Consider the following 17,244-nt stretch of genomic DNA (forward strand, 5'->3'; position numbering starts at 1 on the left):
CGGCATACGCTACTGGAACTGCACCCGTCCATGTCCGTTGCGCGCCTCCGGAACGATCGAGCCGATGATATGACCGGTCTCGTCGACGGTTTCGAGCGTCTCGAGCGTTTTCTGCGCGTTTTGCGAGTCGACGGCCAGGACCATGCCGATGCCCATGTTGAAGACGTTGAACATTTCGGCGTGCTCGATGCCGCCGGCGCGTTCGATGACGTCGAAAATCGGCGGAATATTCCATGTGCCGACCTTGATCGAGGCGGCGAGGCCGTCAGGAATCATACGGGGGATATTTTCGATGAACCCGCCGCCGGTGATGTGCGCGACACCTTTGATCAGCCCTGCGGCGAACAGCGGCTTCAACGCATGGACGTAGATCTTCGTCGGGGTGAGCAGGACGTCGCCCAAACTCGCGTCGCCGAGTTCGTCGAGTTTCGTATCGACGCTGTAGCCGGCCTCTCCGAACAGGGCCTCACGCACCAGCGAGAATCCGTTGGAATGGACTCCCGAGGATTCCAAGCCGATCAGTGTGTCGCCTTCTCGGATTTCGGAGCCGTCTACAATAGCGGATTTTTCGGCGACACCCACAGCGAATCCGGCCAGATCGTATTCGTCAGCAGCGTACATGCCGGGCATTTCCGCGGTCTCCCCGCCGATCAGCGCGGAATCCGCTTCGACGCAGCCGTCAGCCACGCCTGAGACGACCTGTTCCAAAAGCGCGGGATCGTTCTTGCCGCAGGCGATGTAGTCGAGGAAGAAGAGCGGTTGCGCGCCCTGGGCGGCGATGTCGTTGACGCACATCGCCACGCAGTCGATGCCGATGGTGTCGTGCTTGCCGGCCATCTTGGCGACCATGAGCTTGGTGCCCACGCCGTCGGTGCCGCTGACCAGCATCGGTTCCTTGTAGCCGAGGCTCGCCAAGTCGAAAAGCCCGCCGAATCCGCCGATGCCGCCGACCACGCCAGGACGGTTGGTGCGTGCGACGTGCGACTTGATGCGCCGGACGACCTCGTAACCGGCCTCGACGCTGACTCCCGCTTGTTCGTATGCTTTCGGCATGCTATGCCCTCCTTGTGGTGGCTGTGGTGGTGCTGATAATTTGGCCGTTCTGCTTTGACGATTCCGCGTTGCGGTATTCGTTGCCCCGGTATTGGCTTTCGTATTTGGCGAAATGCGGCAGGCGCTCGCGCTCCTCAGGCTTGAGCGATGCCAGGAACTCGTCTTCGTAATCGTCCAGAGCGGTGGGGTAGTCGCCGTTGAAATAGGCGACACAAAGGCCCCCGTAGGGTGCGTCGGCGTTGAGGCCAATGGATTCGATGAGACCGTCGAGACTCAGGAATTGCAAGGAATCAGCGCCGATATGCTTGCGAATTTCCTCGACGCTCATCCGTGCGGCGATCAGTTCACGGGTCGTCGAGATGTCGATGCCGTAGAAGCAGGGGTATTTCAACGGTGGCGAGCTGATGCGCATGTGCACTTCCGCCGCTCCGGCTTCGCGCAGCAGTTGTACGATGCGCTTGGAGGTCGTGCCGCGAACGATGGAATCGTCGATGACGATGATTCGTTTGCCTTTCACGACGCCACGAACTGCCGAAAGTTTCATGCGCACGCCTTGTTCGCGCAGTTCCTGCGTCGGCTGGATGAAGGTGCGGGCGATATATTGGTTCTTGATCAGCCCCATCTCGTTGGGCAGTCCGCTGGCTTCGGAATAGCCGGAGGCGGCGGAAAGCGAGGAGTTCGGCACACCGATGACCATATCGGCGTCGACCGGCGCTTCACGGGCAAGACGCGCACCCATGCGCTTGCGGGCGGAATGCACGTTGACGCCGTAGATGTTGGAATCCGGACGGGCGAAATAGATGAACTCCATCGAGCAGATCGCCAGCTGGGTCTTGTCGGTGTATGACATGATGCGATAACCGTTGTCATCCACCACAACGATTTCGCCGGGCCTGATGTCGCGGACCAACTCGGCGCCCACAGTGTCCAGTGCGCAGGTCTCGCTGGCCAGCACATAGGCCCCGTTGCTCATCCGTCCCAGCGAAAGCGGGCGGAAACCGTTCGGGTCGAGTGCTCCGATCATCGCGTTTGTGGTCATCAGCAGATAGGCGAATCCGCCGTGAACGATGTTGAGTGCTTCCTTCAACTGCTCGATGAACGTTGGCTTGTTCGAGCGGCGGATCAGGTGCATCAGCACTTCGGTGTCCGAATTGGAGTGGAATATGGCGCCTTCGTCTTCGAGCTTGGCACGCAGTGCGATGCAGTTGGTGAGGTTGCCGTTGTGGGCCAGCGCGATGTCGCCGTCATGGAATGAGAAGATGAACGGCTGGATGTTGTCGATGCCGCCCGTTCCGCTGGTGGCATAGCGAACGTGGCCGATGGCTCGGTCGCCGGTAAGTCGTTCGATCTCGTGCTCGTCGTGGAACACTTCGGTCAACAATCCCAGCCCGCGGTGGCCGATAAGCTTGCCGTGGTCATTGGAGACCATGCCGGCGCCTTCCTGCCCACGGTGCTGCAACGCATGGAGGCCGAAGTAGGTCAATCGAGCCGCATCGGGGTGGCCCCAGACGCCGAACAGGCCGCATTCCTCGTGAACGTCTTCGAGTTCAAATGACATCTCAGGCCTTTCCTTCGTTCGCTCTGTTGGTATCCTTGCCGGTGAAATAGCGCACGCCGGCTTCGAAAATCGGCTGGAACTCATGGCCGGGAACGTTGAGGTAAAGCCCGTCGCCGCGACGTTCGGAATGGCCCATCTTGCCGAGCACCCGTCCGTCGGGGCTGGTCAGCGCCTCGAGTGCGGCCATGGAACCATTGGGATTGTCGGCCAGATCCATACTTGCGTTGCCGTTCTCGTCCACATATTGTGTGGCGATCTGCCCGGCGTCGGCGAGTTGTCGAATTTGCTCCGGTGAAGCGACGAATCGTCCCTCGCCGTGTGAAATCGGGATGGTAAAGATATCGCCGACCTTGCTGCCGGACATCCACGGTGACAGATTGCTGGAGACGCGAGTGCGTACCAGGCGGCTTTGATGGCGGCCGATGGTGTTGAAGGTCAATGTCGGCTGGTTTTCGCTTGGCTCGACGATATCGCCGTAAGGCACGAGACCAAGCTTGATCAGCGCCTGGAACCCGTTGCAGATGCCGAGCATCAGACCGTCTCTGTTGCCCAGCAGGTCGCGTACGGCGTCGGTCACAGCGGGGGCACGGAAGAACGCGGTGATGAATTTCGCCGATCCGTCTGGTTCGTCGCCGCCGGAGAAGCCTCCGGGAATCATGACGATCTGGCTGGCCTTGATTTCGTCGGCCAGCTGACGAGATGAAACGGCGACGGCTTCGGGGGAGAGGTTGTTGACGATCAGCGTATGCGGGTCGGCTCCCGCCGCCTCGAATGCAGCCGCGGCATCGTACTCGCAATTGTTGCCGGGGAATACGGGGATGAGCACGCGAGGCTTGGCCTTCAACGGATTTCCGACATAAAAAGCCTGACGACCTTTGCGGTAACTGATGGTTTGCGTTTCGGGCTCTGTTGTGGCTTTGCTTGCGTCGTCGTTCGTCTTGCTGCGATAAGGGAAGATTTCCTCCATTGCGGATTCCCAGACGTCCTGCAAATTATCGAGGTCGACGGTTTCGCCGGCAGCTGTGAATTCATAGGCATCCGTCGTCACTCCGATGGCTGTGACAGCCACTCGGTCGTTGCTTTCCGACACCTTGGCGTCTTCTGCGAGCTCTACGATAAACGAGCCGTATTCAGGCTCGAACAAGGCATCAAGGTCGGTGTCATTGTTCAGCTTGACACCAATGCGGTTGCCCAACGTCATCTTGAACAAGGCCTCGGCGCTCGCACCATAGCCGGGCGTCGAAATTGCCAGCGCCTGATTGGTGGCGTTCAGACGCTCGACCAATGCCATCGTCTCGAGCAGATTGTCTGGGTTGGGGATAAGACGGTAAGCGTTTTCGCTTTCGCTCGTGTTCTCGCAAGCCTTGCCATATCCGTACCATTTCGGCGCGATACGTACGATACGATGTCCTGAACCTTTAAATTCAGGCGAGACGGCACCGTTCATGTTCCCGGTCGACACGGCGAAGGAGATCAAGGTCGGCGGCACGTCCATCTCCTTGCCGTCCTGCTCGAAGCTGCCGCTCATCGAGTCTTTGCCTCCGATGGCCCCGACTTTGAGGTCGAGTTGGGCGCTCAGCGCGCCGAGCAATGCCGCAGCGGGCTTGCCCCAACGATTCGGGTCTTCATGGAGCTTTCCGAAATATTCCTGGAAACTCAGATAAGCGTTCTCGCGGGTAAAGCCGGTCGCGACGAGCTTGCAGACCGATTCCACCACGGCTAGATAGGCCCCGGCGAACTGGTTGCGCTGCGTGATATACGGGTTGAAGCCCCAGGCCATCGCGCTGGCGGTGGTGGTTTTGCCGCCTGGAACCGGAAGTTTGGCGACCATGGCAAGGCTGGGCGTCAGCTGCTTGCGACCGCCGAACGGCATGAGCACGGTGCCGGCGCCGATGGTGGAGTCGAAACGTTCGGCAAGGCCCTTGTTGCCGGCGACGTTGATGTCACTGATTAGCGAGGTCAGCCGTTGCCTGAGGTCTCCGGATTTCCAGTCTTCGGGAACCATATAATTCTCAGCCGGCAGCACATGCACATTCTGATGTTTCGCTGCACCGTTGGAAGCCAGGAATTCGCGCGAAAGATCGACGATGCGCTTGCCGCGCCAATCCATGGTCATCCGTGGTTCGGCCGTGACGGTAGCGATGACCGTGGCCTCGAGGTTCTCCTCACGTGCGTAACCCAGGAATTCGTCCACGTCCTCGGCGGCCACATCGACGGCCATGCGTTCCTGCGACTCGGAAATCGCCAGTTCGGTGCCGTCCAAGCCCTCGTATTTCTTGGGCACCTTGTCAAGGTCGATTTTGAGACCGTCGGCTATTTCGCCGGTTGCCACGGACACGCCGCCCGCGCCGAAATCGTTGCAGCGCTTGATGAGCACGCTGGCATCGTGACGGCGGAAGAGGCGTTGCAGCTTGCGTTCGATGGTCGCGTTGCCCTTCTGCACCTCGGCTCCCGATTCGGTGAGGCTTTCGGTGTCCTGCGCCTTGGAAGCGCCGGTGGCCCCGCCGATGCCGTCGCGTCCGGTGCGTCCGCCCAAAAGGATGATCTTGTCGCCGGGTGTCGGTGTTTCACGTCGCACGTTGGCCGCCGGCGCGGCGCCGACGACGGCCCCGACCTCCATGCGCTTGGCGACATAGCCGGGATGGTAGATTTCGTGGACTTCTCCGGTCGCCAGCCCGATCTGGTTGCCATATGAGGAATAGCCCTGCGCTGCGGTGGTGACGAGTTTGCGTTGCGGCAGTTTGCCTTCCAACGTTTGCGAAACGGGGATTCGCGGGTCTCCGGCACCGGTGACGCGCATGGCCTGGTAGACGTAGGCGCGCCCGCTCAGAGGATCGCGGATGCAACCGCCGATGCAGGTGGCGGCCCCGCCGAATGGTTCGATTTCGGTGGGATGGTTGTGCGTCTCGTTTTTGAAGAGGAAGAGCCAGTCTTCCGGTTCGCCGTCGACGTCGACCTTGATCTTGACGGTGCAGGCATTGATCTCCTCGGACTTGTCGAGCCCGTTGAGCTCGCCTTTACTCTCGAGTTCCTTGGCACCGATGGTTCCCATGTCCATCAATGTCACGGGCCTGTCGCTACGTCCCAAATCCTCACGTACCTTGAGATAACGCTCGAAGGCGGCTTTGACTACGGTGTCGTCGATATCGACTTTCGTCAGCTCGGTGCCGAAAGTGGTGTGGCGGCAATGGTCGGACCAATAGGTGTCGATCACCTTGATTTCGGTGATGGTCGGCTCGCGGTGTTCGCCGCGGAAGTAGGTCTGGCAGCACTTCGCGTCACCCAGGTCCATCGCCAGCCCGCGTTCGGCGATGAAACGTTGCAATCCGGCGTCGTCAAGCTCGTTGAACCCGTCGATGATTTCGACGTCGGCCGGAACCTTGACCGCGGTTTCCAACGTCTCGCGCGTGCCCAGCCCGGTTTCGTGCGCGTCGACCGGATTGATCACGTAGCGTTTGATGGCTTCGACATCGTCGTCGCTAAGCTCGCCATAGAGCGCATAGATTTTCGCCGTCCGTACCTCCGGCCTTGTCCCTTGGCTCAACAGCTGGATGCATTGGCTGGCGGATTCCGCCCGCTGGTCGAACTGACCGGGCAGATACTCCACGGCGAAGACCTGTGCGTCGGCCAAATCCGGCAACTCCCGCGTCGCCGTATCCACAGGAGGTTCGCTGAACACCGTGGGAATAGCGGCTTCGAAAAGCTCGGAATCCAAGCTCTGGGCATCGTAGCGGTTGATGATGCGAACGCGCTCGAGCCCGGTGAGCCCCAGAACGTCCCGTAACTCACGGGCGAGGTTGGCTGCTTCGACGTCGAAACCGGATTTCTTTTCTACATATACGCGAAAAACTGTTGAAAGCACTGATGGTCCTTAGCACTGCTGGTAAGAAGGGGAAAGTGAAAAATGGATAAAAAGCAAGGAAACGCGGAACAACCAAAAACGCTCGTACACCAATGATTATGGTGCACGAGCGATAGGTCATTCGACTTTGACTCCACGGCGGTCCGCGAGTTTCATCAGACGTCCGTATATCTCCTCATAGGCGGGGATGATGTCACCCAGGTCTCTGCGGAAGAGGTCCTTGTCGAGATGCTCGACTTGCCCGGACCCGTCCTTCAAATCCCAGAGCCTGCAAGTGTCGGGGGTGATCTCGTCGGCCAGCACGATCTCGCCGTCGGGATTGATGCCCTCTTCGATCTTGGAATCGACGAGTTGCACGTCGATGTCACGGAAGATCTTGGTCAGCTTCTCGTTGATGTCACGGGCCTGGCGGGAGACTTCGGCCATCTGCTCGTCCGTGGCCAGACCCAGCGCCACGATGCCGTCGATGCCGATGAACGGATCGTGCAGTTCGTCGGACTTGTAGCAGAACTCGAGAATCGGGCGCTTGAGCTCGGTGCCTTCCTTGACGCCGTAACGCTTGGAGAACGAACCGGCAGCGGTGTTGCGCATGATGATCTCAAGCGGGAACATCGTGATTTTCTCATTGAGCTGTTCAGTGTCCGAGAGACGACGCACGAAATGCGTCTTGACGCCCTCGGCCTCAAGAAGCCGGAACAGCACCGTTGTGATGCGATTGTTGAGGCTTCCCTTGCCTTGAATCTGGGCCTTTTTCGCGCCGTCGCCGGCAGTGGCCTGATTCATATATTCGACCCACAGCACATCTGGGTCATTAGTTGAATAGAGTTTTTTGGCTTTGCCCTTGTAGAGCATATCCAGTTTCTCCATTAAATCGACCTTCCCGTAGAGTAACGAGATTGATTGAATGAGGTGAACTTACACATGCAATATAACAAGCGCAGCCAACAAATATGCCGTTTGTCTCATTCGAAAATGCGATGTACGGTGCCTTATTGATACGAACGGATTTCGAAATTCCGGTTTTTTGCGGTGAAAAAGTGTTTTGTAAATTTTTTGTTACATCCCGCTTGAATTATTCGAAAGGTGATGGTTGCGACGGACATAGACAGATGATTCTGACGGGTGGAATCGCTCTGTCGATTGTCGGCTTATTGATCGGTTGCCTGCCGGTCGGTTGGACTACCGGCCGATCGTGATGTGCAGGGCTGTTTCGATTTGTGCGGCTTTCTGCCGTGCCTCGGCTTCATTGCATCCGGTGGCGAGGGCGACGGCCATGCGACGGTGACCGTTGACGGTCGGCTTGCCGAAGATGCGCAGGTCGGTATCGGGTTGCGACAGAGCTTGTGGAATATTGGAGAAAGTCACAGATCCGTTTCCGGAGACGACCACCGCATGGCTGGCGGCGACCTCGCCGTCTTTGAGAGCGGGTGCAACGCTGTCCTCGGTGACGGGGATGCCCAGAACGGCGCGGGCGTGCAGTGCGAATTCGCTCAAATGCTGCGAGACCATCGTCACCATGCCGGTGTCGTGCGGGCGGGGGGAGACCTCGTTGAACAGGACTTCGCCGTTCTTCAGCACGAACAGTTCCACGCCGAACACACCCCAGCCGTGCTCGTGGTTTTCGTGCGCGATGTCGACCAGTCCGTCCACGGCTTTGCGGGCGATGGCCTGTGCCTTTTCGAGAATTGCCGGATTGACCTGCGCCGGTTGCCACGATTCGCGGTAATCGCCGTCCTGCTGACGTTGGCCGATGGGGGAGCAGACCACGATTCCTGCGGACGAGGAGACGGTGAGCATCGTTAGTTCGTAATCCAGCGGCGCGAACGCCTCGACGATGACGCGCGAAATACCGCCGTCTTTCGCGTCTCTCCGTTCGCTTTGAGCTTTCTGCCAAGCCATCTCGATATCTTCGCTGGAATGGATCACGGATTGGCCGTGACCAGAAGAACTCATTACCGGTTTGACCACACACGGATAGCCGACGGCCTTGACCCCGGTTTTCAGTTCATCGAACGAGCTCGCGAAACGATACGGAGTGGTCGGCAGACTGAGCGTCTCATGTGCCAGTCTTCGCAAGGCTTCGCGGTCCATGCAGATCGCCGCGATTCGCGAGCTGGGGACGACCTGGATGTTGTCTGTTGCGGCTTTTGCCAATTCCGAGGTTGCAATGGCCTCGATTTCGGGGATGATGATCGAAGGATGGGCGGAAGCGATCAATGCATCCAACGCCGCCGCGTCGGTCATATCCAGGACGTGGGTTTCCTGTGCGATCTGCATGGCCGGCGCGTGCTCGTAACTGTCTGCGGCGATGACAAACGCCCCAAGCCTCGTCAATTCGATGGCGATTTCGCGTCCCAACTCTCCGGAACCAAGCAGCAGCACACGGGTTTGGCTGTTGGTGGTGAGGTTGCCAAGCGGATAATCGACGGATGATGATGCAGTTTCAGTGCTCATGATTTCATTGTCGCACGGGATGGCCCCGAACGAGCTCATTGTCCGCGAACCATCAGTGAATGGATGGAGCTGATATTGGTTGATATTGCGCGTGTCAATGATTCTGAAAGTATGCCGCTTATCTGCCGGTGTTTGGCTGAACTGCCCATAAGTCGAAAACGAAGGATGCGATATATCTTTGACAACGTCCATTTGAGGTGGTTCTAGAGTTGTGAACCACTCAACAGCGTTAGGATTGAACTATGCCCGATTCCCAAAACTCCGCTACCGATGTCGACAAACCACTGACCATCGCATTGGTCGTTGACTCTGTGGGCAATCGCGGCAACGGCACCTCGAATTCGGCGTTGCAGTATGCTCGGGAACTTGAGAATCAAGGTCATCACGTTCGTTTAGTTGGCGTCGGCGCGCCGGATTATCCTGTCGAAGTCCACCACTTGCCGTTCGTCTCGTGGCTTGCGGCCAAACAGCAGATGCAGTTCGCGGAGCCGGATGACGCGGTTTTTCGAAAGGCTTTCGAAGACGCTGATGTAGTACATATCTATATGCCGTTCAAGTTTGGAAGGCATGCGCTGGCTGTCGCCCAATCCATGGAAATTCCCGTAACCGCCGGCTTTCACTTACAGCCTGAAAACGTCACGTATTCCGCCGGTCCATTGCGCTATATCCCCGGTGTTCCGTCGCTGATTTACTGGTTGTTCGACTTCTGGCTCTACCGTCATATCGGCCATATCCACACGCCCAGCGACATGATCGCCCGGCAGTTGCGGGCCCATGGCTATCGGGCGCGGCTCCATGTCATCTCCAACGGGTATTCAAGCCGTTTTCACGCAGCAGATACCAAGTCCGATAATCAGGGAAAGGGATCAGGGGGTTTCGCTGAAACTTTGAATGATTGCTTGATCAAAGGCGGCGATGGCACGCTAGATGAAACCAACGAACGCGATGGAGTCGGAACATCGGTTCAAAATGCTCGCAGTTTGCAGTGTGCGTTTCGTATTGTCGCTTCCGGCAGACTCACCCACGAAAAAGATCACGAGACGCTGATTCGTGCCGTGGCGTTGAGCCGGCACGCCTCGCAGATCGACCTGACCATCTGTGGCACCGGTCCGTTGCAGCGCCATCTTCGCCGGCTTGCCAAACGTTTGTTGCCACGAAAAGCGCATATCGGCTTCCATCCTAACGATGATATGCCGAATCTGCTGCGTGAAGCCGATCTGCTCGTCCATCCCTCGATCGTCGACATCGAATCGTTGAGTGTGCTCGAGGGCATCGCCTCTGGCCTGGTGCCGGTCATCGCTGATTCGCCGCTTTCGGCGGCCAGCCAGTTCGCGCTGACGGACTCCTCGGTGTTTCCCGCTCGCAATGCCAAAGCGCTCGCCCGCCGCATCGACTGGTGGATCGAACATCCGCAGGAGCTGGCCGAGTGGGGGCCGAAATACGCGCAGGAAGCACGCGAGAAATATGCGTTGCCGCAGAGCGTCCACCGGTTTGTCGCCATGGAGCGCGAGGCCATCGCCGATGCGCAGAAGACGCGGCAGTCTGCAGTGCCGGGACGACGGTTATTGTCGCTGCTGCAATCGTAATGCTGCCGCAGAATGTGATTATCTCTGCATTCGTAGCTGGATTACAGAGATAATCACGAAAATGGCCCAGAAAGTGTGATTATCTCTGCACATGAGGTCGGGCTACAGAGATAATCACGAAAGTAGAGGCATAAGTGTGATTATCTCTGCAATCCGGGCAAAGACGCAATGGAAATCACGAGCCATAGGAACGGCGGCGCTACAGCAGTGCGATGAGCTGATCAGTGTGCTCCTGCGTGGTCGCCCAACTGGTGCAGAAACGCATCACCGAATGCGTGTCGTCATATTTCTCGAGGAAGTCCATGTTGACCTCGGCGCCCAGCCGCTCGATCGTCGGCTGGTCCATCACCACGAAGACCTGGTTGGTCGGGTTCTCGTAGGCGAGCTGATAGCCCTTGGCCTTCAGCGCCTCGCGGATCTGGTCGGCCTTCTCGTTGGCGTTGCGAGCGATCTTCGTGTAAAGCCCGTCGGTGAACAGCGTGTCGAACTGCAGACCGAGCAGCCAGCCCTTGGCCAGCAGAGCCCCGTGCTGTTTGATCAACGTGAGGAAGTGCCTGGGCGTGTTGTGCTTGGTGAAGACGACCGCCTCGCCGAAGAGGGCGCCGACCTTGGTGCCGCCGATGTAGAAGACGTCGGTGATGCGCGCGATGTCCTCGAGCGTCAGGTCGGTGCCTTCCGCCGTCAGCCCGTAGCCCAGGCGCGCGCCGTCGAGAAAGAGCGGCATGTCGTAGCGGTGCGCGACCTCGGCGATGGCCGTAAGCTCGGCCTTGGTGTACATCGTGCCGTATTCGCTGGGGTGCGAGACGTAGACGCAGCCGGGGAAGACCATGTGGGTGTAGTTGCCGTCGGCGTAGAAGTCCTTGCAATACTGCTCGAGGTCAGCCGCGTCGATCTTGCCCTCATGGCTCGGGAGGGTCAGCACTTTGTGGCCGGTGGACTCGATGGCCCCGGCCTCGTGGACGTTGACGTGCCCGTTGCTTGCGGCGACGACGCCGGCGTAGGCGGGGGTGATGGTGTCGATGACGGTCTGGTTGGTCTGCGTGCCGCCGACCAAGAGCCACACATCGGCGTCCGGGCAGCCACAGGCCTCGCGAATCTTCTGCTTGGCGGAGTCGCAGTACTTGTCCGAGCCATAGCCGGGCAGCTGCTCCATGTTGGTCTCTTCCATCCGCTTCAAAATCGCGGGATGGGCGCCTTCGCAGTAATCGTTGACAAAATTCAGCATGTCGCTCCAATGTTGCAGTCAGTGAATATGGTTTAACCATAATCCGACCTGTGACTATGCCTCCGTTGTATTGTGGACAAGGCGACAATGCAACGGCCTGTAGCTTACTTGCCGCTTTCGGCGGTGATGCCGCGCTCGTCGTTCATCGTCGCGAAGTTTAGGCCGATGAGGATGCCGCCGCCCACGATGTTGCCGAGGATGGCCACGATGATTACCAGAATCGCCTTGCCCGCGTTGATCACGCCGTGCATTCCCAAGATGAGGAACATCGCGGAGTCGGCCACGGAGTGCTCGAAGCCGCAGAAGGTGAAGACGAAGACCGCCACCACCATGATGGTGCACTTGGTGAAGTCATTGGTGAGTTTGCCGTTGTAGACCATGAGCATGGCGATGTTGATGCAGAAGTTGCAGAAGATCGCGCGCACGAAGAGGTCGGCCACGCCGAACCCGGAGTTCAGATAGTTGAGCTTGGTGGTCGCGGCGGCGAGCATCGCGTCGAACGACGGGCCGGAGATGATGGTGGAGAAGCGCAGGATGATGGCCACGATCAGCGCGCCCAGCAGGTTGCCCAGCAGGCACAGGCCCAGCAACTTCAACGATTCGCCCCAGCCGATGCGCTTGTGATAGGCGCCGATGCTGACGACCATCATGTTCGAGGTCAGCAGCTCGGAGTTGGTGTAGTAGATGAGCACGAGGGCCCAGCCGAAGGTGATGCCCGCGATCACCTTGCCGGCCACGGCCAGTCCCGGATCGGCTTTGGAGGTCGCGCCCATGATCACCCAGAAGGCCGCGAAGAACACGCCCACGAGGATGCCGGCCATGGCGGCGCGCTGGATGTAGCGGCCGATCATCTTGCCGGTCATCGTCTCCTTGCTGTCGAGCGCGTCGAGCACCGTCGAGATGAACGCGCGGCCGGGGAAGAGCGGCTTGGTCTCGTCGGCGGTCTCTTCGACTTCGGAAATGGTTGTTTTCAGTTCGGATAATTTGCCCATGGTTCCCTCTTGTGTTCTTTGTCTGTCTGTTTGATCCCAGGATGAAAGTTCGTGGTTTCATTATGGCCCGCTCCTGTTTCGCGGTTTACCGGAATTCGGCGTTTTGTAACGAAGAACACAATGTTTTTGTGATGAATCACACAGTCCAGGCAAAAGACTCAAAGCCTCGTATGTCCATATAGTGATAAATATTCATATAACAGAAAAAAACAATAATCCCCAATGAACGCTTTCTTACCTGCGGCCGCGTCGATTGATAAACGACTATCGATTCTGCGTATATCGTTCGGCTTGCGAGCGCTGAACGTAGGTCGTTACACTCGGTTGCTAACGTCGCTGGATTCCATGCATGCGGCGGATTCATGAGGTTGTTCGGCGTGTGGGTCGGGGCACAGGTCTTGAGACCGGATACGCGCGGAAAAGGAAAGCGAGGTGGGCAATCATGGTTTTCACTTATTGCACTCCCAATGAGCTCGTGTTCGGTGTGGGGGCCGAGCAGCAGCTCCAACGTCTTTTGGGCCAATACCATGCGACTTCGGTCATGCTGGTTTACAGCGGTGATTACGTCTTCGACCTCGGTATCCACGACCGAGTTGTCGATGCCGCGCAGGCGATTGGCGCGCGGCTGGTCGAAAACGGTGACGTCGTGCCGAATCCTCGTATCGGACTCGTGCGTGACCTGATCGGCCTGGCCCGCAAGGAGAAGGTCGATTTCGTCCTCGCGGCGGGCGGTGCAAGCTCAATGGACACGGCCAAGGCGGTTGGCGTCGGCGTGCCTTACGGCGGTGATGTATGGGATCTGTTCGATGGAACCGCCGAACCGAAGGAAACGTTGCCGGTTGGCGTGATTTCGACGATTCCCGGCAGTGGTTCGGAAGTCTCCGATTGCGCCGTCCTCCAGCAAGGCGAGGACAAGGAGGCGTTGGAGACCAGACTTATCATTCCTAAGTTCTCCATCGTGAACCCCGAGTATTCGCGTACGGCGCCTTATCGTTATCAAGCGGCGGCCGTGGCCGACCTTGCCGTAGGATTCCTGGAGCCGTATTTCACGCTGCGCGACCATCTCGAATCGGCCGATCGGATTCTGGAAGGCGGGTTCCGTGCCGCTCTGGTGCAGGGCAGGCGTTTTGCTGCCGATCCCGATGACCTCACGACGCGAACCGAGCTGCACTGGCTTTCGACGCTGATGTTCAACCATTGCTACCTGGCCACCGGCTCGGAAAACGATTGGACGACCCACCGCATCGAGCATGAGATCGGCGGGGAATTCGACGTGATACACGGCGAGGGGATCGCCGCGATCCTGCCTTCGATCATCCGTTACGTCGCGGGCCGCAGCCCGCAGCGTTATGCACAGATGGCGGTTCGGGCACTTGACGCCGACCCCTATGACAACACGGAACAGGAGTGCGCTGGCATTCTGGCGGATACGCTTGAACGCCACTTCAAGATGTTGGGCCTGAAAACCAGCCTGCATGAACTTGGCATCCCGCGTCAAGCCGTCGAAACGATAGCCGAGCGTCTGACGAAGTCCGACACCAAGCCGGTCGGCAATTACGTCCCTTTGAGCCAGCCCGATGTGCGCGCCGTGCTCGAACTGGCGTACTGAACATACTTGTAATGCATATCTTCGGCATGTCGCCGAATGAACGGAAAAGGGGTCTTATGTCATCCGTCATCACGATGCGCAATCTGACGAAAAAATATCCCGCCGACGACGGCGAAAAGATCGCGCTGCGCGGCATCGACCTGGATGTCGAGAAAGGCGACATCTACGGCATCATCGGCTTGTCCGGTGCCGGCAAATCAACGCTCGTGCGATGCGTCAATGGGCTCGAGCATTACGACGATGGCGCTCTCGCCGTCAACGGCCAGGAAGTCGCCAAATTGAAATCCAAGGATCTTCGTGTCTTGAGAAGTGACGTCGGCATGATCTTCCAGTCGTTCAATCTGATGCCGTCGCGAACTGTGGCCGCCAATGTCGGGCTCGCGTTCCGTGGCAAGGTCGATAGAGAAGCCCGCAAGGCCCGTGTTTCCGAACTTTTGGATCTGGTCGGTCTGGGTGAAAAGGCCGAGGCTTATCCGAACGAGCTTTCCGGCGGCCAGCAGCAGCGCGTCGCCATCGCGCGTGCTTTGGCCAATAAGCCCGGCATATTGTTGAGCGACGAGGCAACGAGCGCACTCGATCCGACGACGACCAAATCGATTCTTGCCCTGCTGCGTGCCCTGCACGATACGCTCGGCCTGACCGTCGTCGTCATCACCCACCAGATGTCCGTGATCAAGCAGATCTGCAACAAGGTCGCCGTCATCGATCATGGCACCATCGTCGAGAAAGGCGATGTCTTCGACATCTTCGCAGCCCCCAAAGCCGCACTGACCAAAGCGTTCGTAGCCACCACCTCGAACCTGGACAAGGTCCACGAACTGATTGACGACCATTCGCCGCTCGTCGAACCGCAGCCCGGACAGGTGCTTCTACGCATGAACTACATCGCCAAAGAAGTATCCGAGGCCTTGGTCTCCCACATCTCGCGTGAATTCGCAATCGATGTCAACATCATTTTCGCCGATATCGACTTTGTCGAGAACGCCCCGTTAGGCGGGTTGGTGGTCATGCTCAAAGGGGACGCCGACAAGATAACAGCCGCGCTCGCCTATCTCAACGAACGCAATATCGGCATCGAGGTGATCGACCGTGCCTGACATTCTGAATCTTTGGTTCCCGAACGTGATGAGCCGCCTGCCCGAGTTCTTCGATTCGTTTGTGCAGACGATCATCATGGTCGCGGTGGCGGGCCTGATCTCCTTCGTCCTGGCTATCTTGCTTGGCGTCGTCGTCACCGTGACGAAACCTGGTGGCCTTCATCCCAACCGAGGTGTCTTCAACGTCATCGACAAACTGATCAACCTCTTTCGCTCGATTCCGTTCATCATCCTTGCGGCCTCGCTGGTGCCGGTCACGCGTTTTATCATGGGCACGGCCATCGGTACGAAAGGAGCGCTGTTCCCGCTTGTCGTTGGCATCACCCCGTTCTTCGCCCGCCAGATCCAGTCGGCTTTGGCCGGCATCGATTCGGGTCTGATCGAGGCGGCGCAGGCGATGGGCATGGGGTTGCCTGAGATCGTCTGGCGCGTCTACCTGCGCGAGGCGATACCCTCGATCATCCGTGTCAGCGTGATCACCTTGGTCAGCCTGATCGATATGACCGCGGTGGTCGGAGTGGTCGGAGGTGGGGGACTCGGCGATTTCGCCATCCGCTACGGCTATCAGCGCTACATGATGGATGTCACCATCGCCACCATCATCGTCCTGGTGCTTCTGGTCGGACTGGTCGAGCTCATCGGCCGGTTGCTCGTCGAAATCACCGAACATTGATCTTGGGCCAGACACATCTCAAACAACTCTTAGAACGTCAACTCCTCTATCAATTTCAATATCATTTCCAAAACTCAGTAAACGTCTGATAGCGATACCGCCATGCAAAGCGCGGCCTGTCAGCATGAACACATTCTGAAAGAGGCTTTTATGGCTACCAAAAAACAAACCAGAGCCAAGCATCAGCTTTTCGCGCTGCTGGCGGTTATCCTCGTAGTGGTGCTGGTTATCGTCGGTATCAACATCTACCGCAACGCCAAGGCCGGCAAGGAGCAGACCGTCACCGTCGGGCTTGTCGGCAATTCCGACGACGCCGAATGGAAGGACGTGCAAGCGCGGCTTGACGAAGAGCACGCCAACATCAAACTCAAATACAAGACCTTCCAGGACGGCATCTATGCCAACCAGGCGCTCGCCAACCATGAACTGGATATCACGGCGTTCCAGCATTACGCGTTCCTGCATCAGGAGGAAAAGGAAAAAGGCTACAAATTCACCCCGATCGGTGAGACCTACATATCCCCGCTCAACCTCTATTCGCAGAAATACAAAAGCGTCAAGGACTTCAAATCCGGCGACAAAGTGGCCATTCCCAACAACACCACCAACCTCGGCCGTGCGCTCAAAGTCCTCGACTCCGCAGGTCTGATCAAGCTCAAAGACAACACCAAGGCCGACCCGACGACCGACGATATCGCTTCCAATCCCAGCGGCATCGACATCGAGCTGAACGACGCCGCCTCGATCATCAACCTGCTGCCCGATTACGCCGGCGGCATCACCAATACGAACTTCATCGTCGACGCCGGCAAGAAGCCCGAGGATGCCATCTATGCGCCCAAACTCAAGCCCGGTGACGCCAGCTTCAAGCCCTACGTCAACATCATCGTGGCCAATACGAGCGACAAGGATAATAAGACATTCCGCAAGATTGTGGAGGCCTACCATACGCGGGCCGTCGCCAAGCAGCTTGTCAAAGACCACAACATTCCGATGTTCAAATACTGAGGGTTCACATACGGGGCATACGGTTTCACGCAGAAGGCTCGTCGAATGACGTCAATGCATGATGACGGGAGGTCTTGCGGCTGACCGCTATGAGCAATCAACCAGTTCAACAAGAAATTTGCAATGG

At 58.1% G+C, this 17,244-nt stretch carries 12 protein-coding genes; 5 read left to right on the forward strand and 7 right to left on the reverse strand.

All coding sequences use genetic code 11. The features are described 5' to 3' along the window. Positions 1-9: 9 nt before the first annotated feature. From purM to purT, 5 genes are all read right to left on the reverse strand, one after another. Positions 10-1,053 carry a phosphoribosylformylglycinamidine cyclo-ligase gene (gene purM / locus OZX71_RS03325; RefSeq protein ID WP_277160498.1) on the reverse strand — a complete coding sequence of 348 codons (1,044 nt, stop codon included), beginning with the start codon at positions 1,051-1,053 and terminating at the stop codon, positions 10-12. 1 nt (position 1,054) lies between these two features. Beyond that, positions 1,055-2,611 carry an amidophosphoribosyltransferase gene (gene purF / locus OZX71_RS03330; protein WP_277160499.1) on the reverse strand — a complete coding sequence of 519 codons (1,557 nt, stop codon included), beginning with the start codon at positions 2,609-2,611 and terminating at the stop codon, positions 1,055-1,057. Position 2,612: 1 nt separating this feature from the next. Beyond that, complete coding sequence (locus OZX71_RS03335; protein ID WP_277160500.1) at positions 2,613-6,473, reverse strand: phosphoribosylformylglycinamidine synthase; 3,861 nt, start codon at positions 6,471-6,473, stop codon at positions 2,613-2,615. Between the two features lie 117 nt (positions 6,474-6,590). Next, positions 6,591-7,340: a phosphoribosylaminoimidazolesuccinocarboxamide synthase gene (gene purC, locus OZX71_RS03340; RefSeq protein ID WP_277160501.1), complete on the reverse strand. Its 750-nt coding sequence runs from the start codon at positions 7,338-7,340 to the stop codon at positions 6,591-6,593. Positions 7,341-7,652: 312 nt separating this feature from the next. Further along, positions 7,653-8,927: a formate-dependent phosphoribosylglycinamide formyltransferase gene (gene purT / locus OZX71_RS03345; protein ID WP_277160502.1), complete on the reverse strand. Its 1,275-nt coding sequence runs from the start codon at positions 8,925-8,927 to the stop codon at positions 7,653-7,655. 242 nt (positions 8,928-9,169) lie between these two features. Between purT and OZX71_RS03350 the strand changes: the two genes are divergently transcribed. Next, positions 9,170-10,513 (forward strand): glycosyltransferase, encoded by a 1,344-nt coding sequence (locus OZX71_RS03350; RefSeq protein ID WP_277160503.1) that lies wholly within the window; start codon positions 9,170-9,172, stop codon positions 10,511-10,513. A 199-nt stretch (positions 10,514-10,712) separates the two neighbouring features. Here OZX71_RS03350 and OZX71_RS03355 read toward each other — a convergent pair whose 3' ends face one another. Both OZX71_RS03355 and OZX71_RS03360 read right to left on the reverse strand, forming a co-directional pair. Continuing rightward, complete coding sequence (locus tag OZX71_RS03355; protein ID WP_277160504.1) at positions 10,713-11,738, reverse strand: aminotransferase class I/II-fold pyridoxal phosphate-dependent enzyme; 1,026 nt, start codon at positions 11,736-11,738, stop codon at positions 10,713-10,715. 104 nt (positions 11,739-11,842) lie between these two features. After that, entirely contained in the window at positions 11,843-12,730 is an 888-nt protein-coding gene (locus tag OZX71_RS03360) for a formate/nitrite transporter family protein (RefSeq protein ID WP_277160505.1), read from the reverse strand. A gap of 442 nt (positions 12,731-13,172) precedes the next feature. Here OZX71_RS03360 and OZX71_RS03365 point away from each other — a divergent pair, with 442 nt between their 5' ends. The 4 genes from OZX71_RS03365 to OZX71_RS03380 all read left to right on the forward strand — a co-directional run bounded on the left by OZX71_RS03365 (position 13,173) and on the right by OZX71_RS03380 (position 17,117). Then, a complete protein-coding gene (locus OZX71_RS03365) occupies positions 13,173-14,339 on the forward strand; it encodes an iron-containing alcohol dehydrogenase (protein WP_277160506.1) in 1,167 nt (388 codons plus the stop codon). A 56-nt stretch (positions 14,340-14,395) separates the two neighbouring features. Next, the gene (locus OZX71_RS03370) at positions 14,396-15,436 is read left to right on the forward strand and encodes an ATP-binding cassette domain-containing protein (protein WP_277160507.1); all 1,041 of its coding nucleotides are present in this window, start codon (positions 14,396-14,398) and stop codon (positions 15,434-15,436) included. Continuing rightward, positions 15,429-16,109 carry a methionine ABC transporter permease gene (locus OZX71_RS03375; RefSeq protein ID WP_277160508.1) on the forward strand — a complete coding sequence of 227 codons (681 nt, stop codon included), beginning with the start codon at positions 15,429-15,431 and terminating at the stop codon, positions 16,107-16,109. Before OZX71_RS03370 ends, OZX71_RS03375 begins: the two co-directional genes overlap by 8 nt. Positions 16,110-16,259: 150 nt before the next feature. Beyond that, positions 16,260-17,117, forward strand: coding sequence for a MetQ/NlpA family ABC transporter substrate-binding protein (locus OZX71_RS03380; protein ID WP_277160509.1), 858 nt, complete (start codon positions 16,260-16,262; stop codon positions 17,115-17,117). Positions 17,118-17,244: the final 127 nt, after the last annotated feature.

This window comes from Bifidobacterium sp. ESL0764, from assembly GCF_029395515.1.
In the GTDB taxonomy this organism is placed as follows: domain Bacteria; phylum Actinomycetota; class Actinomycetes; order Actinomycetales; family Bifidobacteriaceae; genus Bifidobacterium.